This window comes from Armatimonadota bacterium (genome assembly GCA_036504095.1).
Taxonomy (GTDB): Bacteria; Armatimonadota; DTGP01; order JAKQQT01; family JAKQQT01; genus DASXUL01.
In genome coordinates, this window is the sequence record DASXVS010000071.1 from 218,852 (window position 1) to 238,681 (window position 19,830).

Consider the following 19,830-nt stretch of genomic DNA (forward strand, 5'->3'; position numbering starts at 1 on the left):
ATCGAAGGCCGGCGAAACGGCCGGAACCGGCGCCAGCGAACAGATGTTCCGTGTTCGTCCAGGCGCCGCGGGAGGTGATATAATCGCCCTGACGCAATCTTGCGAGCTCGCCGGATCGAACCCACACCTGACCTGAGGAGGAAAGATGAGATACCAGGACCAACTGATCAACGACACCCAGGCTGCCATTGACTCGCTGTTCAAGGCGGCCCACGCAATGCCCGAGGATAAGCTCACCTGGAAGGTGGATGACAAGGGCCGGACGGCCCTCAGCCTGTGCGCGGAATGTGCACAAATGATCCCGATGACCACTGAGATGCTGAAGGCGAAGGCTATGCCCCCGATGGACGAAAGCGCCATGGAGGAGATGGGCAAACAGAGCGCCGCCTGGACGCTCGCCGACTGCGAGAAGATCTGCCGCGACGAATCCCAAAAGCTGTTCGCCGTCCTCCGGGACTACTCCGACGAGGACCTGAAGAAGCCTATCGCGCTCCCGTTTGGCGACAGAGATTGGCGGATGACCGACGTGGCCAGTTACCCGCTCTGGAATATGACCTACCACCTCGGCCAGATCAGTTTCATCCAGACGCTCTACGGCGACAACGAGATGTATTTCTAGCGGGATCTGCGGGATTCCGTCGGACGCTTGGTCGAAAGGGGCATCGTTCGCGCAGTGCGCAAACGATGCCCCTTCCTCACTGACCTGTCCCGCGGGCTTAGCGTCCCGAGCGGGTTCGGCGCGACTGCGACCACGGAGACACGCCTGCCGCCGCGGGCTTGCTCCGCTGGCTTGTGGGGCGCGGAGGGCGAGGCGCGCGGTTGAACTCGCCCTTCGGAGCGGAAGCCGTGTACTCAAACCCCTTCACGTGGCGACGCTCCAACCGGCAGCCCATCACGCGCTCAATGGACCGGACCATAGCCTCGTCGTCCGGCGACACCATCGTGTACGCGTCCCCGGTCTTCGCGGCGCGGCCGGTGCGTCCGATGCGGTGGGTGTAGTCGTCCGCTGTGTTCGGCATGTCATAGTTGACCACGTGGGAGATGGTGGACACATCGATGCCGCGCGCCGCGATGTCTGTAGCGACCAGAATTTGGAACGTGCCGTCGCGGAAGCCATTCAGCGCCGTCTGTCTCGCGTTCTGCGACAGGTTGCCCTGAAGGCAGGTTGCCCCGTGGCCCGCGGCGCTGAGTTGCTGCGCAACTCTTTTGGCGCGGTGTTTGGTGCGCGTGAACACTAGCACGGATTCGGTGTCGGTGTTGCGCAACAGCTCCATCAGCAGGCCGGTCTTGAGCCCCTGCTCCACCGGATAGAGGGCGTGCGATACCGCTTCCAGCGGCGCCGTGAGGCCGATTTCCACCGTCACCGGATCGTGGAGGATCTCCTTGGCCAGGCGGCGGATGTCATCCGGCATGGTGGCGGAAAACAGGAGGGTCTGGCGACGGGCCGGCAGGCTCTTGATGACCTGCCGGATCGAGGGCAGGAAGCCCATATCGAACATGCGGTCCGCTTCGTCGAGTACCAGGACTTCCACGCCGGTCAGGTTGATCGAGCCTCGCTGAATGTGGTCGAGCAGGCGCCCCGGGCAGGCGACGACGATTTCGGCGCCGTCACGGAGTCCACGAAGCTGCGGCCCCATGCCGACTCCGCCGTAAACGGTCATCGCGCGCAGGCCGGTCTTCTGTCCGAGTTCGGTAAACGACTCGCAAATCTGCTCGGCAAGCTCGCGGGTTGGGGCGATGACGAGCGCGCGGAGTTTTCGGCGCGGTCCGTTCATCAGGCGCTGGAGGATAGGAAGGGCGAACGCGGCTGTTTTGCCGGTGCCGGTTTGCGCAAGGCCCATCACATCTTTGTTCTGCAGGATGGGGGGGATAGTCTGGGTCTGGATCGGGGTCGGCGTGGTGTAGCCGACCGCCTTCACGCCCGCCACGATGTGGGGGTGGAAATCAAACGATTCGAATGTCACTGAGAGTCCTTTAGCTTTGTCCAAGCCAAGTCGCACTCTCAGCCCGTCCGGGAAATGGTAAAGTGCGGGCCGTACCTGAAGCGCTTCCGGAATGGAGCGCGGCTGCGACGGCAGGACCGCTTACATAGGTATTATAACACAAATCGCGAAGTTGCGCACAGCGGCGTCGTGAATCGGTCCGCCTCGTAGTAATGGGGCTTCTATTACCCGAGCTCCCCCGCATCCGTCAGCCCTGCCACCTCACGCATGTACGTCTCGAACGGATCGTGCATGTGGATGGCGCGCTCGCGGCTGAGGTAAACGCCATCCCAATCGATGATGTACTCCGCCGTTCCGCGCGCCTGCAGGGCCCTGATCGCCGCTCCGCGCCCCTTGGCCCGTGTGTTCTGTGGCGGCGTCTCCAACGCGGACGTGACGTCGGAATCGGCGACCACCCGGCGCATCGCGCCTTCCTGCTCAAGACCGTAGTAAAGGCCGCTCTCAGGTTCGATGTTGTGATACTCCATGTCGAGACTGTGCAGAGTGTCGTCGTTCCGATCTGTATGCTGGAGCGTGACATCGACCCCTTCAAATCCAATGGCAAGCACATCTCCAAAGGACGCAGGTGGTTGTGGGTGTGCGGCGTCCCGGTCGGGTGCGTTCTGCAGGATCAGTGGACGAAGGGCCTCTCAGATTCTGAGAGGCCCTTCGGATGTAACAGGTGATCTTGAGTGACGGTGCGGTTAACGACTGCCCGGATCGCCACGGGGATCGTTGTCGGACGACTCGATGTCGGCGCCGGGATCGCCACGGGGATCCTGGTCCGAAGAAAGTATCTCCTGGCCGGCATCGCCGCGAGAATCACGGTCGGACGACTCGACCTCCTGCTGAGGCTCCTCTTCATCCTTCTTGCCCAGCAGGTCCGTCACGGTTTTCAGAATATCTTCCAAAGCCATTGTTCCGCCTCCTACTATTGAGCTGACTGTCCCTGTTCATCCGGGGAAAGCGCTAGAGGTTGGTAATTGTCCTTGAACTTGGTGCGGGAAATCTCGTCCCGATACCGCGTCTGGAACGACTGCGCTTCCTGTTGAGGTACCTGGATGCCGCCTTTTGGCGGCGAAACCCAATGCGCATTGCCCTGGGCGTCCCGGTAATAGATGCCACCCGTGGCTTCCGAACGGTACAACTGGCCTGTTGCACCAGCGGTTTTGGCCGTCTCCGGAGCCTTCTGGCGGTGCTGGTAGACATAGTACAGCGCAGCCGCTCCGACGAGGAGCGCCGTTTTCTGGCCGCGAGTCAATCCCTGCCTTGTAGATGGTCCCGAGCCGGGCGCGTTGCCCGATTGGTTCGATTCGTCTTTCCGCCCGCCGCAGCCTGCCAACATGGGCGAAAGGATGCCAAGCGTGACGACGGTGGCGACCGTCCTTCTCCAACCGTAACCCATCTCCATTTTTCTTTGTCTCCTCGCAGAAACCTAAAGATGTCTTCGGCGGCGTTTCAGGCAGAGTGAATGAAGACTGACGCTATTGTACACGGCGAGGTTGCTTTCTTTCCACTACCCGGAGCGCGCTCAGTCTTCCGGTCGCCCGCTCACTCCTCGCTTAGGCTTTCGACGTCCCGCATATAGGTCTCGAACGGATCGTGCATGTGGATCGCGCGCTCGCGGCTGAGGTAAACGCCATCCCAGTCGATGATGTACTCCGCCGTTCCGCGCGCCTGCAGGGCCCTGATCGCCGCTCCGCGCCCCTTGGCCCGTGTGTTCTGTGGCGGCGTCTCCAACGCGGCCGTGACGTCGGAATCGGCGACCACCCGGCGCATCGCGCCTTCCTGCTCCAAACCGTAGTAAAGGCCGCTCTCCGGGTCGATGTTGTGATACTCCATGTCGAGACTGTGCAGAGTGTCGTCGTTCCATCCGATGTGCTGGTCCGCCATATATGCTTCCAACATCGATCGCTTGGCCACCCAGTCCAACCGGTCGGCCAGAATCATGGGGTCCCGCTCCAGCGCGTCCAGGGTTTCCTCCCATTCGCGCAAGACCCAATCTGTTTGCTCGTCCCGCCCGCTGAAGTACGTTCGCGCTGCCTCCAGGTAGAGCCGCTGAAGGTCCACCGCGCCGATCGAGCCGCCTTCGCTGCGCTCTACCGGCCATTTCCACGTCTGGTCCCGGCTGACAGATTTTAGCGTTCCGAGCGCATCCGGTATTCTGACCTCCGGCGGCACGGCGCCCATTTCCACCAGGTCCAGAACCAGCCAGGTCGTCCCTACCTTCAACGCCAGCGCGTATTCGCTCATATTCGCCTCTCCGTAGAGCAGGTGGAGGCGCTGATGATCGCTGAAATCGTAGAATGACTCGCGTTTGGGATTGATGATCGCCCTGTTGAAGCGGACGCGGCTGGAAACGGCGCGCAGGATGTGATCCGCGCGCTGGCTCAACTGATACGGAACGGAGTCGTCGAGCTCAACGCCGTAGATGTTGTCCACCCAGACGTAATCGACCTCGTATTCGCCGACGCTCATCACGTTCTTGTTGCTGCGCTGCCTCGTCAGCCGATGACCGCCCACGCGCCCAACACCGGCGAAGATCTGACGGGTGACGAGAAACGGAAGGAGATCGTTCAGGCCCTCGCGGAAGAAACGATCCTCCCCGGTAACGAGGTAGTTCTCGTGGCAGCCGAACGTGTGGCCGCCGAAGTGGTCGATGCTGTTGTTGTGAAAAGAGACGACCCCCTGCCAGCCCAACGCGTTGACAACGCTCTGGAGCAATGCCCGGCCGGCTCGGTCGTGGGCCACGAGGTCGAAGAGGTTCCGGCATTCCGGCGTGGCGTATTCCTCATGGCTCCCGACTTCATCAACGTAAAGCCGCGCGCCATTGGCGAGGAAACCGCCGCTGCGGGCGGGCTCGAAGGCGTAATTGCGGGCGTGGACGTCGATCAGCCCCAGCCCCATTTCGTAGAAGGCGTGGTCTTTGACGGCCTCGACGACCATCTCCGGCCGCCCGATAGAGCGGTCGTGCACCAGGCAGCCGAATTCCGTCTCTATCCCCACAATCCGGTCTGCCATATCTACCTCCGAGAGCATTCAGCATCCAGTTCGGAACTCGAATGCCGGACGCCGCCACTCAACTCAGTTTTACGGCGGTCCCGTAGGCGAGGACCTCCGTCGCGCCGGTGGTGTATTCGGTGGCGTCGTATCTCATCGCGATAATGCCGTCGGCGCCCATCGCCTGTGCATGCTGGACCATCAGGTCAAACGCGTGCTGCCTGGCTTCCTCGCAGACCTGTGTGTAGACTTCGATGTTCCCGCCGAAGATCTGGTTGATGCTGCCGACAAAGCCCTGCGCCACGTTTTGTGATCGCACCACGATTCCGCGAACGACTCCAATGTAACTCGAAATCGTGTGTCCCGCTACGTCGTTTCCAGTCGTTACAATCACGTTTTTCTCCTTTGGAAGTCGCCTGCATCCCAGTTCCAGGCGCTCTGTTCCTGTTAGCCTGGGTCCCACCCCCAACCCCTATCAGCGCTCATTTACAGTGCTGTGATGTGATACCCGCAGTCCACGTGGAATGTTTCGCCCGTAACCGCGGACGCCAGGTCACTGGCCAGGAAAACGCTCGCATTGGCGACCTCCTGCTGCGTCACGTTTCGGCGAAGCGGTGAGCGTTCTTCCACGGCGTGTAGCATAATGTCGAAATCGGAAATCCCGCGCGCGGCCATCGTCTTGATGGGTCCCGCGCTGAGCGCGTTCACCCGAATGTTTTTCGGGCCGAGATCCGCCGCGAGGTAGCGAACGCTCGCTTGCAGGGCTGCCTTGGCCACGCCCATCACGTTATAATTCGGGACGACGCGTTCCCCGCCAAGGTAAGTGAGCGTCTGGATGCTGCCGCCATCCGTCATGAGTGCTGCCGCATGCTTGGCCGTTTCGACGAGAGAGTATACGCTCACATCCATCGCTAGCAGGAATCCATCGCGGGAAGTATCCAGAAACGTTCCGGTCAGGTCCTCGCGCTTTGCGTAAGCGATGGCGTGAACCATCGCGTCCAGCCTGCCGTATTCCGATCGGATCTGCGCGAACACCGCCTCCACCTGGGCGGAATCAGTAACGTCGCAATTCATAACCAGCGCACCGCCGAGAGACTCGGCGAGTTCATTCACCGGCTTCTCTTCGCGATCTCCCTGGTACGTCAGCGCCAGTTTCGCCCCCTGCGCGGAATAGGCCTGCGCAATGGCCCACGCGATGCTCCATTTGTTCCTGGCGCCCATCACAAGCGCCGTTTTGCCCGCCAAAAGTCCTGACATAAACTCCTCGTTCTTCCCCACGCCTTTCCGCTGTCTTCCCGGGCAAAGCAAAGGATCTCGACGTCACGTTGAGATCCTTCCTCAAACTCAGAATGACTCCGCTCATCGCGATTACAGTGGTGTGGAGACTTCTACATCTCTGCGCTCAGTGTGATGGATAACGGGCTAACGTTTCAACTCGTCCGGGGCCAGCAGGCGGAACTTACCCTCCATCGGGAGGGTGCGATCGAGTACGCCGGCCTCCAGTGTCATGGTGGACAACTGCTCTTTCGTGTACGCCTCTACGTCGGGCTGGGTCGCAGTTTCCTCCGCGTCAGCGTCCGCGGGCCGATCCGGCTGGCCTGCCTGCATGTGGCCAACCGCCCAGGTCTCCGTCGCCACGTCGATCGCCTCAACCAGAGACAGCCCCGGCCCCGCCCGACGCAGTCGTTCCAACATCGCTTCCTCTGCCGCCGCTGTGCCGGCCGCGACTGCGAAATCCTCAAAGAAGGCGAAATCGCCGTCGAAATTCAGCGTCGCAAACCGATCGTTCTCCGGCGAGATTCCCATTTCCGCGAAAACCCCGCGGAAGGCCAGGGGCGCGTTCCACGAATCGCCGAACGCTTTTTTCAGGCCGGGGCTCAACGCGAAGCCCACAATGCGATTCACGGTCACATCGTCCGGGCTGCGCCCGAATCCTTCCTGGTGCGAGAAATCCAGCGCGGCGATGCGGATGGCCTCTATATCCGCCTGGTTGCCCAGCGCGGACATCATCAGCCGGTCGTATATCTCAAAGACCTTTCGCTGGGTCCGCCGGGCGCTCAGCAGCAACAGGCCGTCGCGATACCGCAGGCCCACAACCGGGCTGCCCGCCCGGAGCCTTTCCTCCACGAACTCGCTTCGCTGCTGAACCGCCTCGTTAAAATCGTAAGGTGTAACCATCGCTCTCCGATCTATCCATTAACGCACAGTTGAAGGGGAGCCCTTACGCCCCGGTTTGGGCTTCCGAAATCCCGCCAAGCGCCGCCGTGATTTCCTCGTCGCTGATAGCCACCACCCCGGCGCGTTCGACGACCTTCGCGATGGGCAGAATCTTGGAATAGCCGCCCGTGGCGCTGTCCAGGTCCGCTGCTATGTCCAGGAGAGTGAGGCATTCCTTCAGCGCCTGTTCCCGGCTCATTTCGTGAAACGGCCCCTTGGTCCGCACGATGTAGTCGAAGGCGCCGCGGATGGGACCGCTGCCGCTGCCTGCGGCGCCGAACTCCCGCGTTTCGAATCGGGCGCCCATACCGTCGTAGAAGTAGATCCGCCCTTCATCATTCGTGGCGTCCCACGCGCTCAGCACCGGCAGAAACGCGCCGATGCCCTGCATGGCATTCGGCAGATTCTGGGCGATCATCCGTCCCAATTCGCTCAGTTTTCCGTCCAGGCTCATCTCCTGCAGTTGCGTGCGCGCGAAGTACTTGAAGGAGTGCTGGAGGTACCGGATGATATTCGTGGCGGTGGCGTAGGATCCGCTGATCGCGATGAGGGTGTGCGTGTCCAGGGGCACGATCTTCTCCGCGCGGTCGTACAGAATCGCCGTGCCGCCTGTGGCGCGGCGGTCCCCGACGTTCAGGACGCCATCCTTGTACTTCACCGCGATGACGGTGGTTCCGTGGATCTCCGTCACATCGCCGGGTCCGGATATAGCCCCCGGCCTCGCGATCGGGTGGCCGGTTCTCTCCAGCACCGCCAGAAAATCCCCTGCCCTGCCGGCGCCGTCAAATGGTTGCTGCTGTCGCTCTTCGATCTGGTTCCGCATAAGCACCTTCCGCCTTCGTCGTACCGCTACTCTCCGCTCCGCTGCCGGTATCGTTTCGCCTGGTCGGGGTCCACGCGTTTCATGCGTTCCATGAGGCGGCGTGTGTCCGGACGTTTCACATCCGGACGGCCCGGTCCTCCACCGCCATCTCCCAGCTTCCGGGCGGGCTCCGGACCAGGAAGCACGCGTCGCTCCTCAAATTGCACTGCCATCTCAGACCTCCCAGGCGCCTGCCTCATAGCAGACCGAATCAAGAAATCGCCATCCTGATGGATGCGCCGAGTTTCCATGTAACAAAGGGTGTTTCGGACTCTCGCTCAGGAAGCCAGCGCAGCCACTGCCTCTTCTTCCGTCGCCGCCCCCAGAACGGCCTCGGCGCAGCGGGCGCTTGTCCGCGGTCCGGACACCCCCAACTCTACGACTACCCGTTCCGCTCCCAGGTTCAGTACCACTCCACCCCACGAGACGCTCTCGATGCTCTCCGCGAACCGCTGCACAAAGGCTCCACGTACCGCCGCGCGGGTATCCGCGGGCGGTTCGAGCATAGCGCGTGACACTCGGCCATCATCAATTAAACGCGTCACGTGGCCATCCTGTTCCAACCCCTGGTACAATCCGTTTTCCGGATCCACATCGCTGTAGGCAAGATCCAGGCTGCGCATCAGCGGGTCGTCCCAATCCAGGCCTTCCGATTCCCGAAACTCCTCCAGGAGGCGAAGCTTGGCAACCCAGTCCAGGCGGTCCGCCAGACCCATAGGGTCGCGCTCCAGTTCGTCGAGCGTGCGCAGCCATTCACGCCCCACCCAGCAAAGGTCGTCCGGCAGTTCGGTGAGCGCCTTGAGCGCCTCCTCGCAGTAGACCCTCTGGATATTGACCGCGCTCATCGTGCGCTTTCCATCCAGTTCGACGAGCCACTTGTGCGAGGGGTCTCTGGAAACATCGCGGATGGCCTTCACCGGGTCCCGGAGAGTTATCGCCGGGCGCCACCCCGTCTCCAGCAGACGCAGGACCAGCGCCATGCTGCCCACCTTCAGCGCTGTGGAGGTTTCGCACATATTAGCGTCACCAACGATAACGTGCAACCGCCTGTACCTGGCGGCGTCCGCGTGCGGTTCATCCCGCGTGTTGACGATGGGCCGTTTCGCCAACGTATCGACGCTGGCCTCCTCGGTGACAAAATCCGCCCGCTGGCTCAACTGGTACACGCAATCGCTGCGCGACGCGGGTTCCAGCCCGACTTTGCCCGCGCCGGCGAATATCTGTCGCGTAACCAGAAACGGTATCAGCGCGCGTTCCATCTCCAGATACGGGACGGAACGCGAGAGAAGATAGCTTTCGTGGCACCCGTAGGATGCGCCGTGAAAATCGGTGTTGTTCTTGTAGATCGTTACCGGTTCGCCGGTCTCCGCGTGGGTCTGTGCGCACTCCCACACGATGCGTTCCCCTGCCCTATCGTGCGCGACGAGGTCGAAGAGATTACGGCATTCCGGGGTCGCATACTCGGGGTGCCCGTGGTCGTTGTAGAATCGGGCGCCGTTAGCCAGCACGCGGTCCGATCGCTCGTCACTCTGGTTCCTGAAATGCGCGCTGCTCTTGTCGAACTGAGCGTCCGTCGCGTCGCGCGTCAGATGGCTGACATCGAATCCGCGCATATCCCGCCGCGGATTCTCCGCGCCGTAGTTCCACGGTGAAGCGTACCGCCCTTTGTACGCGCGAACAACTCCCCGCGCTTCCGCCAGCATATCGGAAGCGCCCTTACCGTCAACGTGAATACCGTACTCGGTTTCGATGCCGTACATAGTGAGAGCATCCAGCATTCGGCATCCAGCATTCAGTCCCCGGTCCGGCGTCTGGCCTGGATGCTGAATCCTGGATGCCGGATGCTTCAGCCGTATATCTCCGGTCGTCTGTCCCCGAACAGATCCATTTCGAATTCGCCGGGGCGGATGATTACCCGCTTGTCCCGCGAACGCGATACGTCCACGTCGGCGTAGAGAATAGTCTCGCTTGAACCGTCCGCCTCGGCGACCTTCGCGCCGCCGGGATCGCAGATCTGGCTCCGGCCGATGAACGTGAAGCCTCTCTCCGTCCCTACCCGGTTGCACGCGACCAGCCAGGCCCGGTTTTCATATGCCCGCGTTCGCGCCACGAAATCCGGCGAAGACTCTGCCCCTTCCGGCCAGTTGGTCGGCACGCAGATGATGTCTGCGCCCTTCAGGCCCAGCGTGCGTGCCGCCTCCGGGAAGCGTAGGTCGTAGCAGATGATCGTGCCCACTCTCCCGACCGGTGTGTCCACGACCTCCAGGCAGCCGCCCTTTGCGGTATGCTTGTCGATACCGAGGAACGGCAGGTGCGTCTTCCTGTAAACGGAAGGCTCGGCGGCGTCCGGCGTTACGGTAAGGGCCGCGTTGTACAGTGCGTCACCGTCGGGCAGCAGTGTGCCGACAACGGCCGTCACGTCGTACGCACGGCACGCGTCAACAAGGTCCGGGATGACTGCTTGCGCTTCGTAAGCGGCCGGCATCGCCTCGTCCTTCGACGTAAAGCAATACCCCGTCAGCGCGCACTCCGGGAACACGATGAGCCGTGCCCCCCGCGACGCTGCCTTGTGCAGGAAACTACGGACGCGGTCCAGATTGCAGTCCACGTCCGAGAATGCCACGTCCATCTGAACCGCCGCAACCTTTGTCGTTTCAGCCATCGAAGCCCCCCAGTATCGAGTATTGAGAATTGAGGGATCGCTCCGTCCGGTCTCAATTCCCGAGTCTCAAGTCTCAGTTCTCGCCTCTCAGATCACGTTCCGGCGCCCTCGCCCGCCGCCGCCATCCGTCCGGATCGGACGCACGTTCACCACGTTCTCCGGCTCGTAATCCAGGAGCTTCAACCAGTCCTCCTGGGTGTCGCTCTTCGGGAAGATCTCGTTCTCCTTGAACTCCGTCTTCACCGCGCGCTCCAGGTCCTCCTGCGTCAGGCCGGTGTCCGGGTTGCCGCTCTCGATGGCCCGCTTGATGGCGTAGTCCTTAGCCCGCTCCACAACGCTCATCAGGAGCGCCCCGCTGAGCAGGTCGCGCCAGTAGAGGGTTTCCGAGCTCCCGTTGCGGAAAAATACCTCCAGGAACCGCGTCTCATCCTCCCGCCGGAAGATATACGCCAGCGTGCCGTCCACCAGCGCCTTGCGCGCCTTCTCCTTGTCGCAATCGTTCGCCTCAAGCGCGCTGATGTCCAGCGGGATGGTCGGGTGCAGGTAAATGCCCAGGATGTCCTTGGCGGCGCGCTTGTCCGGCCGGTTGATCTTCACCTTCCGGTCGATGCGTTCCGGCCGCAGGATGGCGGGGTCGATGTAGTCCGGCCGGTTGCTCGTCAGCAGAACCACCACGTTTTCCAGCTTTACCAGGCCGTCCATCTCCGCGGAAAACTGCGGCACAACCGTATTCGAGATGTTCAGATACCGCCCGCTCGACCGCGTGCGCAGAATACTCTCCGCCTCGTCGATGAAGATGAACACCAGGTGTCCGGTCGATGCCTTTTCGCGGGCAGTGCTGAAGATCTCGCGGACCATCCGCTCGGTCTCGCCCAGCCACATGTTCAGAATCTTTGGGCCGTTGATGTACATGAAGTACTCTTTCATGTTCTTGCCCGTCTGCTTGTTGTACTCCCGTGTCAGGTTGTACGCGGTGGCCTTGCCGATGAGCGTCTTGCCGCACCCCGGAGGTCCGAATAGCAGGATGCCCTTCAGAGGCTTCTTTTCAAAACGTTCGTAAATCTCCGGGTGCAGCAGCGGACCCTCGATGGTATCGCGGATCAGACGGATCGCCTCGTCTTGGCCGCCGATGGCGATCCACGGGATTTCCGGCACCGTCTCCAGGAAATAGTCCTGCGATTCGGTCTGCTCGAAGTGCTCCAGCGCCACCCGCATGGATGGCTCCAGCCGGACTTCGTCACCCTTCTTCAGCCCAACGTCCGTGAGCGTCGCGCCGCGCTGAACGATGCGGCCCGACTGGCCCTGGGGGTCTGTTGCCACGCGAAGGCGGTCACCTTCCAGCACGTCGGAGACTTTCACGATCGGTCCGGCGGTATGCGGCCCCATGTCGCCCACGACCGCGTAGGCCTCGTTTACCCGTACGCGTGTACCCACGCGAAGGTGAGGGTCCTGCATTTTGGGATCGACCTTGGACACGAATTCCGTGTCTCCGACACTGATCAAAACGTTTCCCTCATCATCGGCCACACCCAGATAGGTTCCCAGGCGGTTCGCCGGCTGCGTCAGCTTCTCATACGCTTCCTCATACTCCGAGAGCACGCCCTGAGCCTCGTCCAACTGCTTTTCGTCAACTTCCACCTGGTGCCGCAGCATCAGCAATTGGCGCAGCATGCGCGGGTCTTCCATCGCAGAGGGTGACGACAGAATCTCGTCCATGAGCGCGCTTGCCCGCAATTGAGTCTCCGGAATCTCGAAATCATCGTCCATCTCAAACTTGTCACGCTTCGCCATCATCCCCCGCCTTTCCGCACGCCCGAACTCGACCACAAAGACACGCCTGTAATACCCGCCCGCGTCGCGGTAGTGTCGGCGTCCGCGCCGACAACGGGCGCGCAGCGTCCGCCTGCGTTGGCCGGCCCGTTGGGTCGGCTGTCGGCGAGGACGCCGACACTACCGGTCAAACCTACATTAGTGGTGCATAAACACCGCATCTCACTTCCAACTTCCCACTTCCCACATCCCACTTCCCACATCCAAAAGCGGGACCCCTCTTGAAGAGAGGCCCCGCTTAGGATGACACCCGCGCCGGAATACGGGTTCCGAAACCGTTAGTGCCGGTTCTTGCGCGCGTACCAGCGGTTCTTTTCATCCCAGCCCGGGAATCCGGACGAGAACTCGGAACGCTTCTCCGGCTTCATCGATGAAACGTGCCCGTCGCACCACAGATACTCGTTCATGCCGTTGTGCCAGCCCTCGGACCAGGCTTTCTCATCGTCGCTCGCCGGGTTGTCGTAATAGCCCATGACCTGGTTGATGGAACCGGCGCGCCCAACGTAACCGGTGGCGCGGTTGTAGATTCCCTCGTAGAGAAGAACCGTGCCGGCGGAGGTCTTGAGCTGCGTGATGACTATACCGCCGTCGATGTTGTTACACGCGGGGTATTCCACGTCCGGTGTGCTTCGCAAGTACGAGTTCATGCCGTAACTGCGAGGCGCGAAGCCGTTCGCGGCGTTGGCCTGCTTTGTCGAAAGCCCCTTCGCTTCGTAACCGGGGCAGGTCCAGATACCCGCCGCTGATTTCTGAGCCCTGGCGCCCCGCGAAACGTAGGCGTTCAACGTGGCTCCGTTGTTCTGATCCCAAACATCGTTCCAACTGGCCTGACCGCCTGGGCTGGGCAAGCGCTGCTCGTAATCGTCGGCGTACATCATGAACGCCGTGCCGAACTGCTTCAGGTTCGATGCGCACGTTGTCGCCTGTGCCCTTTGCCGGGCCTTCGCGAATACCGGGAAGAGGATCGCGGCCAGAATCGCAATGATGGCAATCACAACCAGCAACTCAATCAGCGTGAAGCCCGCCGAGTGGTGTTTCTTCAAGTCAGTGTTCTCCTTATCAACTCAAGCAACGGGGAGACGGTGCTCCCGCTCCTCAAGTCCAACCCCCGGACTACGGCCCTCGCCGCAAGCCCGCGTGGTTCCGGAAATGTCCATCGGTCCCCCGTGATTATACCGAAATCCTTCGCTCTCCCGCAAGCATGCTAGCGAAGCGATCAACCGTCGGGAGCCGGGAGCCGGTGGACCGAACTGGGACGCCATATGCGAACCCTCCTCCGGTCTTCCGGCTCCCGATTCCCGTCTGGTTATTGCAGCGTGTCGAGGTGATTGACCGTCCGGATGATTCGCATCACGTCCAGCAGGTCGATTTTGCCGTCGGGCGTCGTAGTCGTCGGGAACACGTCGCCGTTCACAATGCTCACGGTTGGGTCGTTGCCCGGCACGAGGCCGGCGTAGACCTTCAGCGCGAGGACGGCGTCCGCTTCGGTCACCGCACCGCTCTTGTCAATATCGCCGTACAGAACGGTCTGCCCAATGGTGAACGCTGTGCTGTTGGCCGGTGTCAACAGGCTTGCGCCCTTGCCGGTGCTCGTCGCGGTCAGCACGTAGCCGGTGCCGGCCAGGTCTATCGAGAGCCCGCTGAACGTGGCCACGCCATTGACTGCGTTTACGCTGGCGGCGCCGCTCAGAACGGCGCCGGCCGTGCCGGTCCCGCTCTTGATGACCAGGTTGACCGGGCCGGTGAAGGCGCTAGCCGTCGCGCCGGCGGATGTCTGAACGGTTACGGCCAGAGGCGTCGCGAATGTGACGCCCGGCGGGGTTCCCACCGGTTGTGCCGTGAATGCCAGCTTCACGGGGATGGCCGCCGGAGCCGTGCCGGCCTCAACGAGGTCGCTCTGCATCCGAACCTTTAGCTGCCACGCATCGGCGGAGGCGGTCTTGTAGTAGTCGGAGATTCCCGTAACGCTGTACGTATGGCCGGCCACCGGGTAGGTGGTGAGCTTGGCGTTGGTATGGACGAACAACTGGCCTACCGATGTTCCGTCGCTTACCGTAAAGGACGCAGTGCCGGACGTTGCGGTGCCGGAGATGACGTAGAGGCCGGTGTTCACAACCAACTGGCCTACCTTGGAAGGCCAACCGGCGGTGGTCACCGTCGCGGGCGTCAACGGCGTTCCGTTTCCGGTGGAAGCCGCGGAGGCCCCAGTGTAGGACCAGTCCACCTCGACGCTGCCGCTGAACGTCACTTTGAAGCCCGTCGCATCGATCGGGTCGCCGATGTTGGCTGCCAGCGGAGCCAAGTTATTGAACAGGTAGAGGCCGCCCGACGAATCCTGGATGTAGGACTGGCCGGCGCCGGTTGTCCCGACCGCCGTGGCCACGCCGGTGATGATATGTACCTGCGTGTAGTCCGCCACCGCGCGGGCCTGGGCGATATTGGTCACCTCAACCACGGGCGTTACGACCGTGAGGCTGATCACGGCATTGCCAACCTTCGTGCCGTTGGTGGCGGTAACGTTCAGTTTGGCCGGTCCAAGGGGCGCGCTTCCCGAGACCAGGAGGTCATAGGTGAAGTTTCCGGTCCCGTCGTTGGTCAGAGGCTGAGTGGCGGAACCGCCGAGCGGCGTCAGGTCCACGGTCACGGTCGGACCGACAGGCACGCTGGTGGTTACACCCAGTGTGGTGATGGACCCGCGCGCTACCACGGGCGGAGTCGCTGATGTCGCGGAGATAAGGCCAACGCCCGTGCGGATGAAGTCATTCGCATCGCGCGGGCGGAAGTTGATCGAGGGCGTGAAGTCCGTGATCGCCGCGGGGCCGGTCACCGAATAGATGTCCCCGACCTTGATGCCATCAAACGTTACGACGCTGGTTGTCCCTGTTCCCACTACGGTGGCAGGGATCGGATTCGCGGGAACGCCAGGATATGGAATTGCCGCGCCCGCGGTTGCGTTGCGGTGCAGATAGACGGTCGCCTGCTTACCGCTCGCGTCGGCGACGGTAATCAACGCGCTGTTGCCTCCCCCGCTGATTTTGGCCGGGGCTCCCGTTGTAGAGATGGATACAACCGTCAACTCATCGACCTTCACCAGGTCGCTGCTCAGCGATGGCGTTGCCAACAGGTCGGCCAGCGTAACGGTTTTGACCGCGGGAAGGGCCACGCCGGAGGCGTTGATAGTGAGCCCGGACATCGTGGTGATCTCGTTTTCGGCGTGATAGACGTCCATCGTTCCCATGAACGTAATGTCCTGGCCAAGCTGGAGACCGGTGGCATCGATGGAAGTGCCATCGATCGTCAATCCGTCGAACAGCGTGGCCGCCCGGGCGCCGGGGGTTCCGTCGGGGTCCTGAATGTAGGCGTTTCCGTTGCTGATCGCGGTGACGATGCCGCGTACCTTCGCTACGGTCAGCCGCGGGAGCGCTACCGCGGCGCCGACGGTGATCGGGGCGTTCGGGTCGATAACTGTGAATGTGGTGGTCCCGGCGCCGGTCTTGGCGGGGCTACCGCTGTCCGTGGCGGTTACCACGATGGAAGCCTGGCCGAACGGAGCGGCGGCCGGAACGGTGAAGGTGCCGGCGTATGAATTGCCGGTGGTATTGGTGAGCGTGGCGGTCGTTCCGCCGATCGGTGTCAGGTCGGCGGTTACGGTTGCCACGGCGCCATTAGTGCCGGCGACCGCGGTCGCGGTGATGGCGATTCCCGTGGCGCCCGGGACGCCACTCGCGGGATTGATGACGACGTCCGAAACCGTCGGGCCGGTAAGGACGACGCCGCATATAACGAGCGGGCTGCTGCTGTTCCGCGGCGCGGGCGGTCCGGTAATGAAATCGGCGCTGTTGTTGTCTGTATCCTGGCACCCGTCTGATTTGCGCAAAGCAGCGGTCGTATTGCTCAGCACCGGGGCTGCTGCGGTTTCGGAGCAGGTGGCCGAGCCGACCCCCAACATGTCAACGATGCTGCTTCCAGTAGGACAAGCCACGGCCCCCAGGGGGTTGGCGTCGCTCACGAGAGCGATCTTGAAGTTGCTGCCGCTCATCGCGATGGCGCCAGTGGCATCCGGCGTTGGCAGGTTTGTCGTACCGCCCGCGCCGGCAGCCTCCTGAACTAGGTAGTAGCCCCCGCCGGGTATGGTCCCAGACAGCAGGGTTGCGTTCGTCGACGGATTCGTTCCGGAGTAGACCAACGCTGCTGGGAAATTCCCCGTTGCAGAAGAGTACTGGATCGTCCACCCCGTAACATCTACCGAAGCGGTGCCGACGTTATGCAACTCGATGAAGTCGTTCTTCAGCGTTGCGCCGCTGTTTCCGCCGCCGCCGTATGCCTGGCTGATCACAATCGTGGTGCTCACGGCGTTTGCCGGCCGCAGCCCCATCAAGGAAATGGCGGTTGCAGCGAAGGCCCATACTGCGGCCCGCCTCAACCATCTCTCGGAAATCATAGCTGATGTCTCCCGTGGGTCGTTGGCCCGGACGGGCCATGTTGGGGCCCCAGGACGGCCCGAAAAGTCGCTCTCGCGGCACGAGACGCCGCCGGTTGACCTGCCACCGGTCGGTCCGATCGCCGCGACCATGCTAGTCTATCGCTCCCCGGTGAAGCTAAGGAGAACGGCGCCTTAAGGTTGCCCCATTTTGCCCTTAGGCTGGCGTGCCGGGAGCGCGGAGGACCGCGTCCGGGGAGCGTCCACTTCACCTCAATTCGGCGTTGCAGCGCGAATCATTGTGGGAGCGGAGCGCGGCGCCATCCTGAAGCCAGGTCCGAAGTCCAAATGCGGCACAAAATACACAATATCTGGGGGCAAGTTCGCCCACAGACACTATATCTTGTGCAACGTGGTGTGTCAACTTTTCCTGTGCCCCGCCGATTCGTCACCCGGACCCACGCCTGCTTTCTCCCGCGCATTGACGTTTGCGCCGCTATACCTGAACCGCTCGCCGTGACGCGGAGTCCTAATCCATGAACGACCCGTGCACTGGGCGATGACACAGTCTTGGCGCTCAGTGGAAAGGACAGGAGAATGAAAACCTTAACAGTGCTGCTTGGCGCCGCGGTCGCACTCTCAATTCCGGCATCCGCCCGGCCGAGCCGGGACCTCGGGCCACTGGGCAATATCACATGGACCGCCGAGACCGTGCGTATTGTGCTTACGCGCCTCGATCTTGGGCGCTCTCAGCGCGACAAAGTCTACGAAGTTATTGGCAGTGCCAGGAACGAGGCCAGGGATATCGAACGCAACCGGCATCTCAATCTGTTCGAGCGGCAGGAGCGCCTGGCCGACGTTAGCACCGAACTTCGAGGCCGCGTAATCCACGTGCTGACCGGTGACCAAAAAGACCGCCTCCGCGAAATTCTCGGCGGCGATCGCAACCGAGGACCGCGTTACCGCCCCAACGGTAATCGCCGCGACAACAACAGCGGCTACGACGACCGGGATTACTCACCGTTCGGACGCGCCCCGAACGACCGCCAGGATCGGAACGATTGGCCCTGGCAGTAACCCGTGAAGACAGCGCCGGGTGACAGGCTTATAAGGCCTGCCACCCGGCCTCCGCGTGTGATACAATAGATCGGGGCCGCCTGGTTGCGGCCAAAGGATCACACCATGTTGTCACCGCGCGGAAGGACGGCGCCCTGCCGTGGTTTCACACTGATTGAACTGCTCGTGGTCATAGCGATCATCGCGATCCTGGCCGCGATCCTCTTCCCGGTTTTCGCCAAAGCCCGCGAACGCGCCAAACAGACGGAATGCCTCAACAACCTGAAGCAGTTCGGGGTTGCGTTTCGCACCTATGCCGACGACTCAGACGGCTATATGCCTCATGACTGGCGCGGCGTTCCGGAGCCGGGTTCCCGCCTTTCCCGCGCAGGCAGCACGGACGGAGGGCCGATATGGCCTTACGTCAACTCCACCGGCATCTATTACTGCCCCAGCGACCCCCGCCCCGGCCGCGACCAGAAGTACAGCTACGGCTACGACTGGAACCTGTTCTCATGGTCGGGCCAGAAGCCGTACAAACTCGACAGGGTCCCGGGTACGCCGATCATTGGCGACCCGAAATGGGGAACGGTCAAGGGGATCTACGTACTGGACGAATGGGCCGGACACGGCCAGGACCGTAACCATAACGGGGTTGACGACGATTACGAGCGCCACGGGAAGGGCTGCAACGTCCTTCTTTCGGACGGCCACGTGAAGTTCATCAAAGGTTACAACTACGCCACCGGCGCTGGAACGCACTAGAGCCCGGACGGCAATGGGGCCGCGCGAGTTCGTCGCGCAGCCCCATTCTTCAGCCTTGAGAATTGAGACTTGAGGACCATTCGCCGCCGCCTCAATCCTCGAATCTCAACCCTCAATTCTCACGGCTCAATTCTCAACCCTCACCACTCCCCTAGCCCACCGATTCGAGGATCGATTGTATCGCCGCCAACCGGCTCGGCGACTTGGAGCGCTCCGCAATCGAACGGGTCAGGTCGCCCAGAGTCGGGCGGTCCTCCTCGACGAACACTCCGCAGTGGAAAAGCTCCTCGGTCATGGCCAACTGGATGGCCGAGAATCGGTCAGTGGAGTCGTAGCCCTCGGGCATCGGTCCGACCAGCGTCTTCCAGTCCTGATAGGTGTCGTAGAAGGTGACGCAGGGGCTCATTGCCTGCACGAAGCTGAATCCCTTGTGGGTCAGCGCCTTCACGTAGAGCTCGCTGAGATCGTTCGGCTTGCCGGAGAACCCGCGCGCCGCAAACGAAACGCCGTACGTCAGCACCATGCCCATGATGTTCAGCGGAGTGTCCATGATGCCCCATGGCGCCATTTTGGGCATGCTGGACGAGTTCTGTACAGCCTTCATTCCGGCGGGCGTGGTCGGACTGGGCTGGCCCTTTGTGAGTCCGTAGACCTCGTTGTCCATGACGATGTAGGTGATGTCCACGTTGCGGCGTACGGCATGTGGGACATGGCCGCCGCCAATGGCAAATCCGTCACCGTCGCCGCCCACGGCGATCACCGTGAGTTCCGGGTTCGCAACCTTAACTCCCAGCGCCGTCGGAAGCGCGCGGCCGTGGACCACGTGCATCCCGTACGTGCTCACAAACTCCGGAAGCCGCCCGCTGCAACCGATGCCGCTGACGACTACCACGTCCTTCGGATCCAGGTTCAACGTTACGAACGCCTTGTACAGCGCGTTCAACACGGCGAAATCGCCGCATCCCGGGCACCAGGTCGGCTTGACCTCGCTCCGATAGTCCTTCACCGCCCGCTTTATTTCCAAAACTTCCGTCAT

The 19,830-nt window shown here is 62.1% G+C and carries 19 protein-coding genes; 3 read left to right on the forward strand and 16 right to left on the reverse strand.

The features are described from left to right. Positions 1–145: 145 nt before the first annotated feature. Complete coding sequence (locus VGM51_16515) at positions 146–619, forward strand: hypothetical protein (protein ID HEY3414644.1); 474 nt, start codon at positions 146–148, stop codon at positions 617–619. A 97-nt stretch (positions 620–716) separates the two neighbouring features. Here the strand turns inward: VGM51_16515 and VGM51_16520 are convergent, their stop codons facing one another. The 15 genes from VGM51_16520 to VGM51_16590 form a co-directional block, all read right to left on the reverse strand. Next, positions 717–1,964 (reverse strand): DEAD/DEAH box helicase, encoded by a 1,248-nt coding sequence (locus VGM51_16520; GenBank protein HEY3414645.1) that lies wholly within the window; start codon positions 1,962–1,964, stop codon positions 717–719. 203 nt (positions 1,965–2,167) lie between these two features. Beyond that, on the reverse strand, positions 2,168–2,551 hold the full coding sequence (locus tag VGM51_16525) for a proteasome accessory factor PafA2 family protein (GenBank protein ID HEY3414646.1): 384 nt from the start codon (positions 2,549–2,551) through the stop codon (positions 2,168–2,170). 135 nt (positions 2,552–2,686) lie between these two features. Continuing rightward, a complete protein-coding gene (locus VGM51_16530; GenBank protein HEY3414647.1) occupies positions 2,687–2,899 on the reverse strand; it encodes a hypothetical protein in 213 nt (70 codons plus the stop codon). A gap of 14 nt (positions 2,900–2,913) precedes the next feature. Continuing rightward, positions 2,914–3,393, reverse strand: a complete 480-nt coding sequence (locus VGM51_16535) for a hypothetical protein (protein HEY3414648.1) — start codon at positions 3,391–3,393, stop codon at positions 2,914–2,916. A gap of 140 nt (positions 3,394–3,533) precedes the next feature. Further along, a complete protein-coding gene (locus VGM51_16540) occupies positions 3,534–5,003 on the reverse strand; it encodes a proteasome accessory factor PafA2 family protein (GenBank protein ID HEY3414649.1) in 1,470 nt (489 codons plus the stop codon). A gap of 58 nt (positions 5,004–5,061) precedes the next feature. After that, positions 5,062–5,376 (reverse strand): YbjQ family protein, encoded by a 315-nt coding sequence (locus VGM51_16545; protein ID HEY3414650.1) that lies wholly within the window; start codon positions 5,374–5,376, stop codon positions 5,062–5,064. A gap of 92 nt (positions 5,377–5,468) precedes the next feature. Then, a complete protein-coding gene (locus VGM51_16550; GenBank protein ID HEY3414651.1) occupies positions 5,469–6,239 on the reverse strand; it encodes an enoyl-ACP reductase in 771 nt (256 codons plus the stop codon). Positions 6,240–6,404: 165 nt separating this feature from the next. Beyond that, positions 6,405–7,160 carry a hypothetical protein gene (locus VGM51_16555; GenBank protein ID HEY3414652.1) on the reverse strand — a complete coding sequence of 252 codons (756 nt, stop codon included), beginning with the start codon at positions 7,158–7,160 and terminating at the stop codon, positions 6,405–6,407. Between the two features lie 43 nt (positions 7,161–7,203). Beyond that, positions 7,204–8,022, reverse strand: a complete 819-nt coding sequence (locus tag VGM51_16560; protein ID HEY3414653.1) for a proteasome subunit alpha — start codon at positions 8,020–8,022, stop codon at positions 7,204–7,206. Positions 8,023–8,048: 26 nt separating this feature from the next. Then, a complete protein-coding gene (locus tag VGM51_16565) occupies positions 8,049–8,234 on the reverse strand; it encodes a ubiquitin-like protein UBact (GenBank protein HEY3414654.1) in 186 nt (61 codons plus the stop codon). A 105-nt stretch (positions 8,235–8,339) separates the two neighbouring features. Continuing rightward, positions 8,340–9,839 carry a proteasome accessory factor PafA2 family protein gene (locus tag VGM51_16570; GenBank protein HEY3414655.1) on the reverse strand — a complete coding sequence of 500 codons (1,500 nt, stop codon included), beginning with the start codon at positions 9,837–9,839 and terminating at the stop codon, positions 8,340–8,342. A gap of 68 nt (positions 9,840–9,907) precedes the next feature. Then, positions 9,908–10,723 carry a carbon-nitrogen hydrolase family protein gene (locus VGM51_16575; protein HEY3414656.1) on the reverse strand — a complete coding sequence of 272 codons (816 nt, stop codon included), beginning with the start codon at positions 10,721–10,723 and terminating at the stop codon, positions 9,908–9,910. 87 nt (positions 10,724–10,810) lie between these two features. After that, entirely contained in the window at positions 10,811–12,517 is a 1,707-nt protein-coding gene (locus tag VGM51_16580; protein HEY3414657.1) for an AAA family ATPase, read from the reverse strand. 314 nt (positions 12,518–12,831) lie between these two features. After that, a complete protein-coding gene (locus VGM51_16585; protein HEY3414658.1) occupies positions 12,832–13,596 on the reverse strand; it encodes a prepilin-type N-terminal cleavage/methylation domain-containing protein in 765 nt (254 codons plus the stop codon). 263 nt (positions 13,597–13,859) lie between these two features. Continuing rightward, positions 13,860–16,994, reverse strand: a complete 3,135-nt coding sequence (locus VGM51_16590) for a lamin tail domain-containing protein (protein HEY3414659.1) — start codon at positions 16,992–16,994, stop codon at positions 13,860–13,862. Positions 16,995–17,570: 576 nt separating this feature from the next. Here VGM51_16590 and VGM51_16595 point away from each other — a divergent pair. Beyond that, entirely contained in the window at positions 17,571–18,050 is a 480-nt protein-coding gene (locus tag VGM51_16595; protein ID HEY3414660.1) for a hypothetical protein, read from the forward strand. A gap of 105 nt (positions 18,051–18,155) precedes the next feature. Further along, on the forward strand, positions 18,156–18,794 hold the full coding sequence (locus VGM51_16600; GenBank protein HEY3414661.1) for a prepilin-type N-terminal cleavage/methylation domain-containing protein: 639 nt from the start codon (positions 18,156–18,158) through the stop codon (positions 18,792–18,794). Between the two features lie 151 nt (positions 18,795–18,945). Here VGM51_16600 and VGM51_16605 read toward each other — a convergent pair whose 3' ends face one another. After that, complete coding sequence (locus VGM51_16605) at positions 18,946–19,830, reverse strand: 2-oxoacid:ferredoxin oxidoreductase subunit beta (protein ID HEY3414662.1); 885 nt, start codon at positions 19,828–19,830, stop codon at positions 18,946–18,948.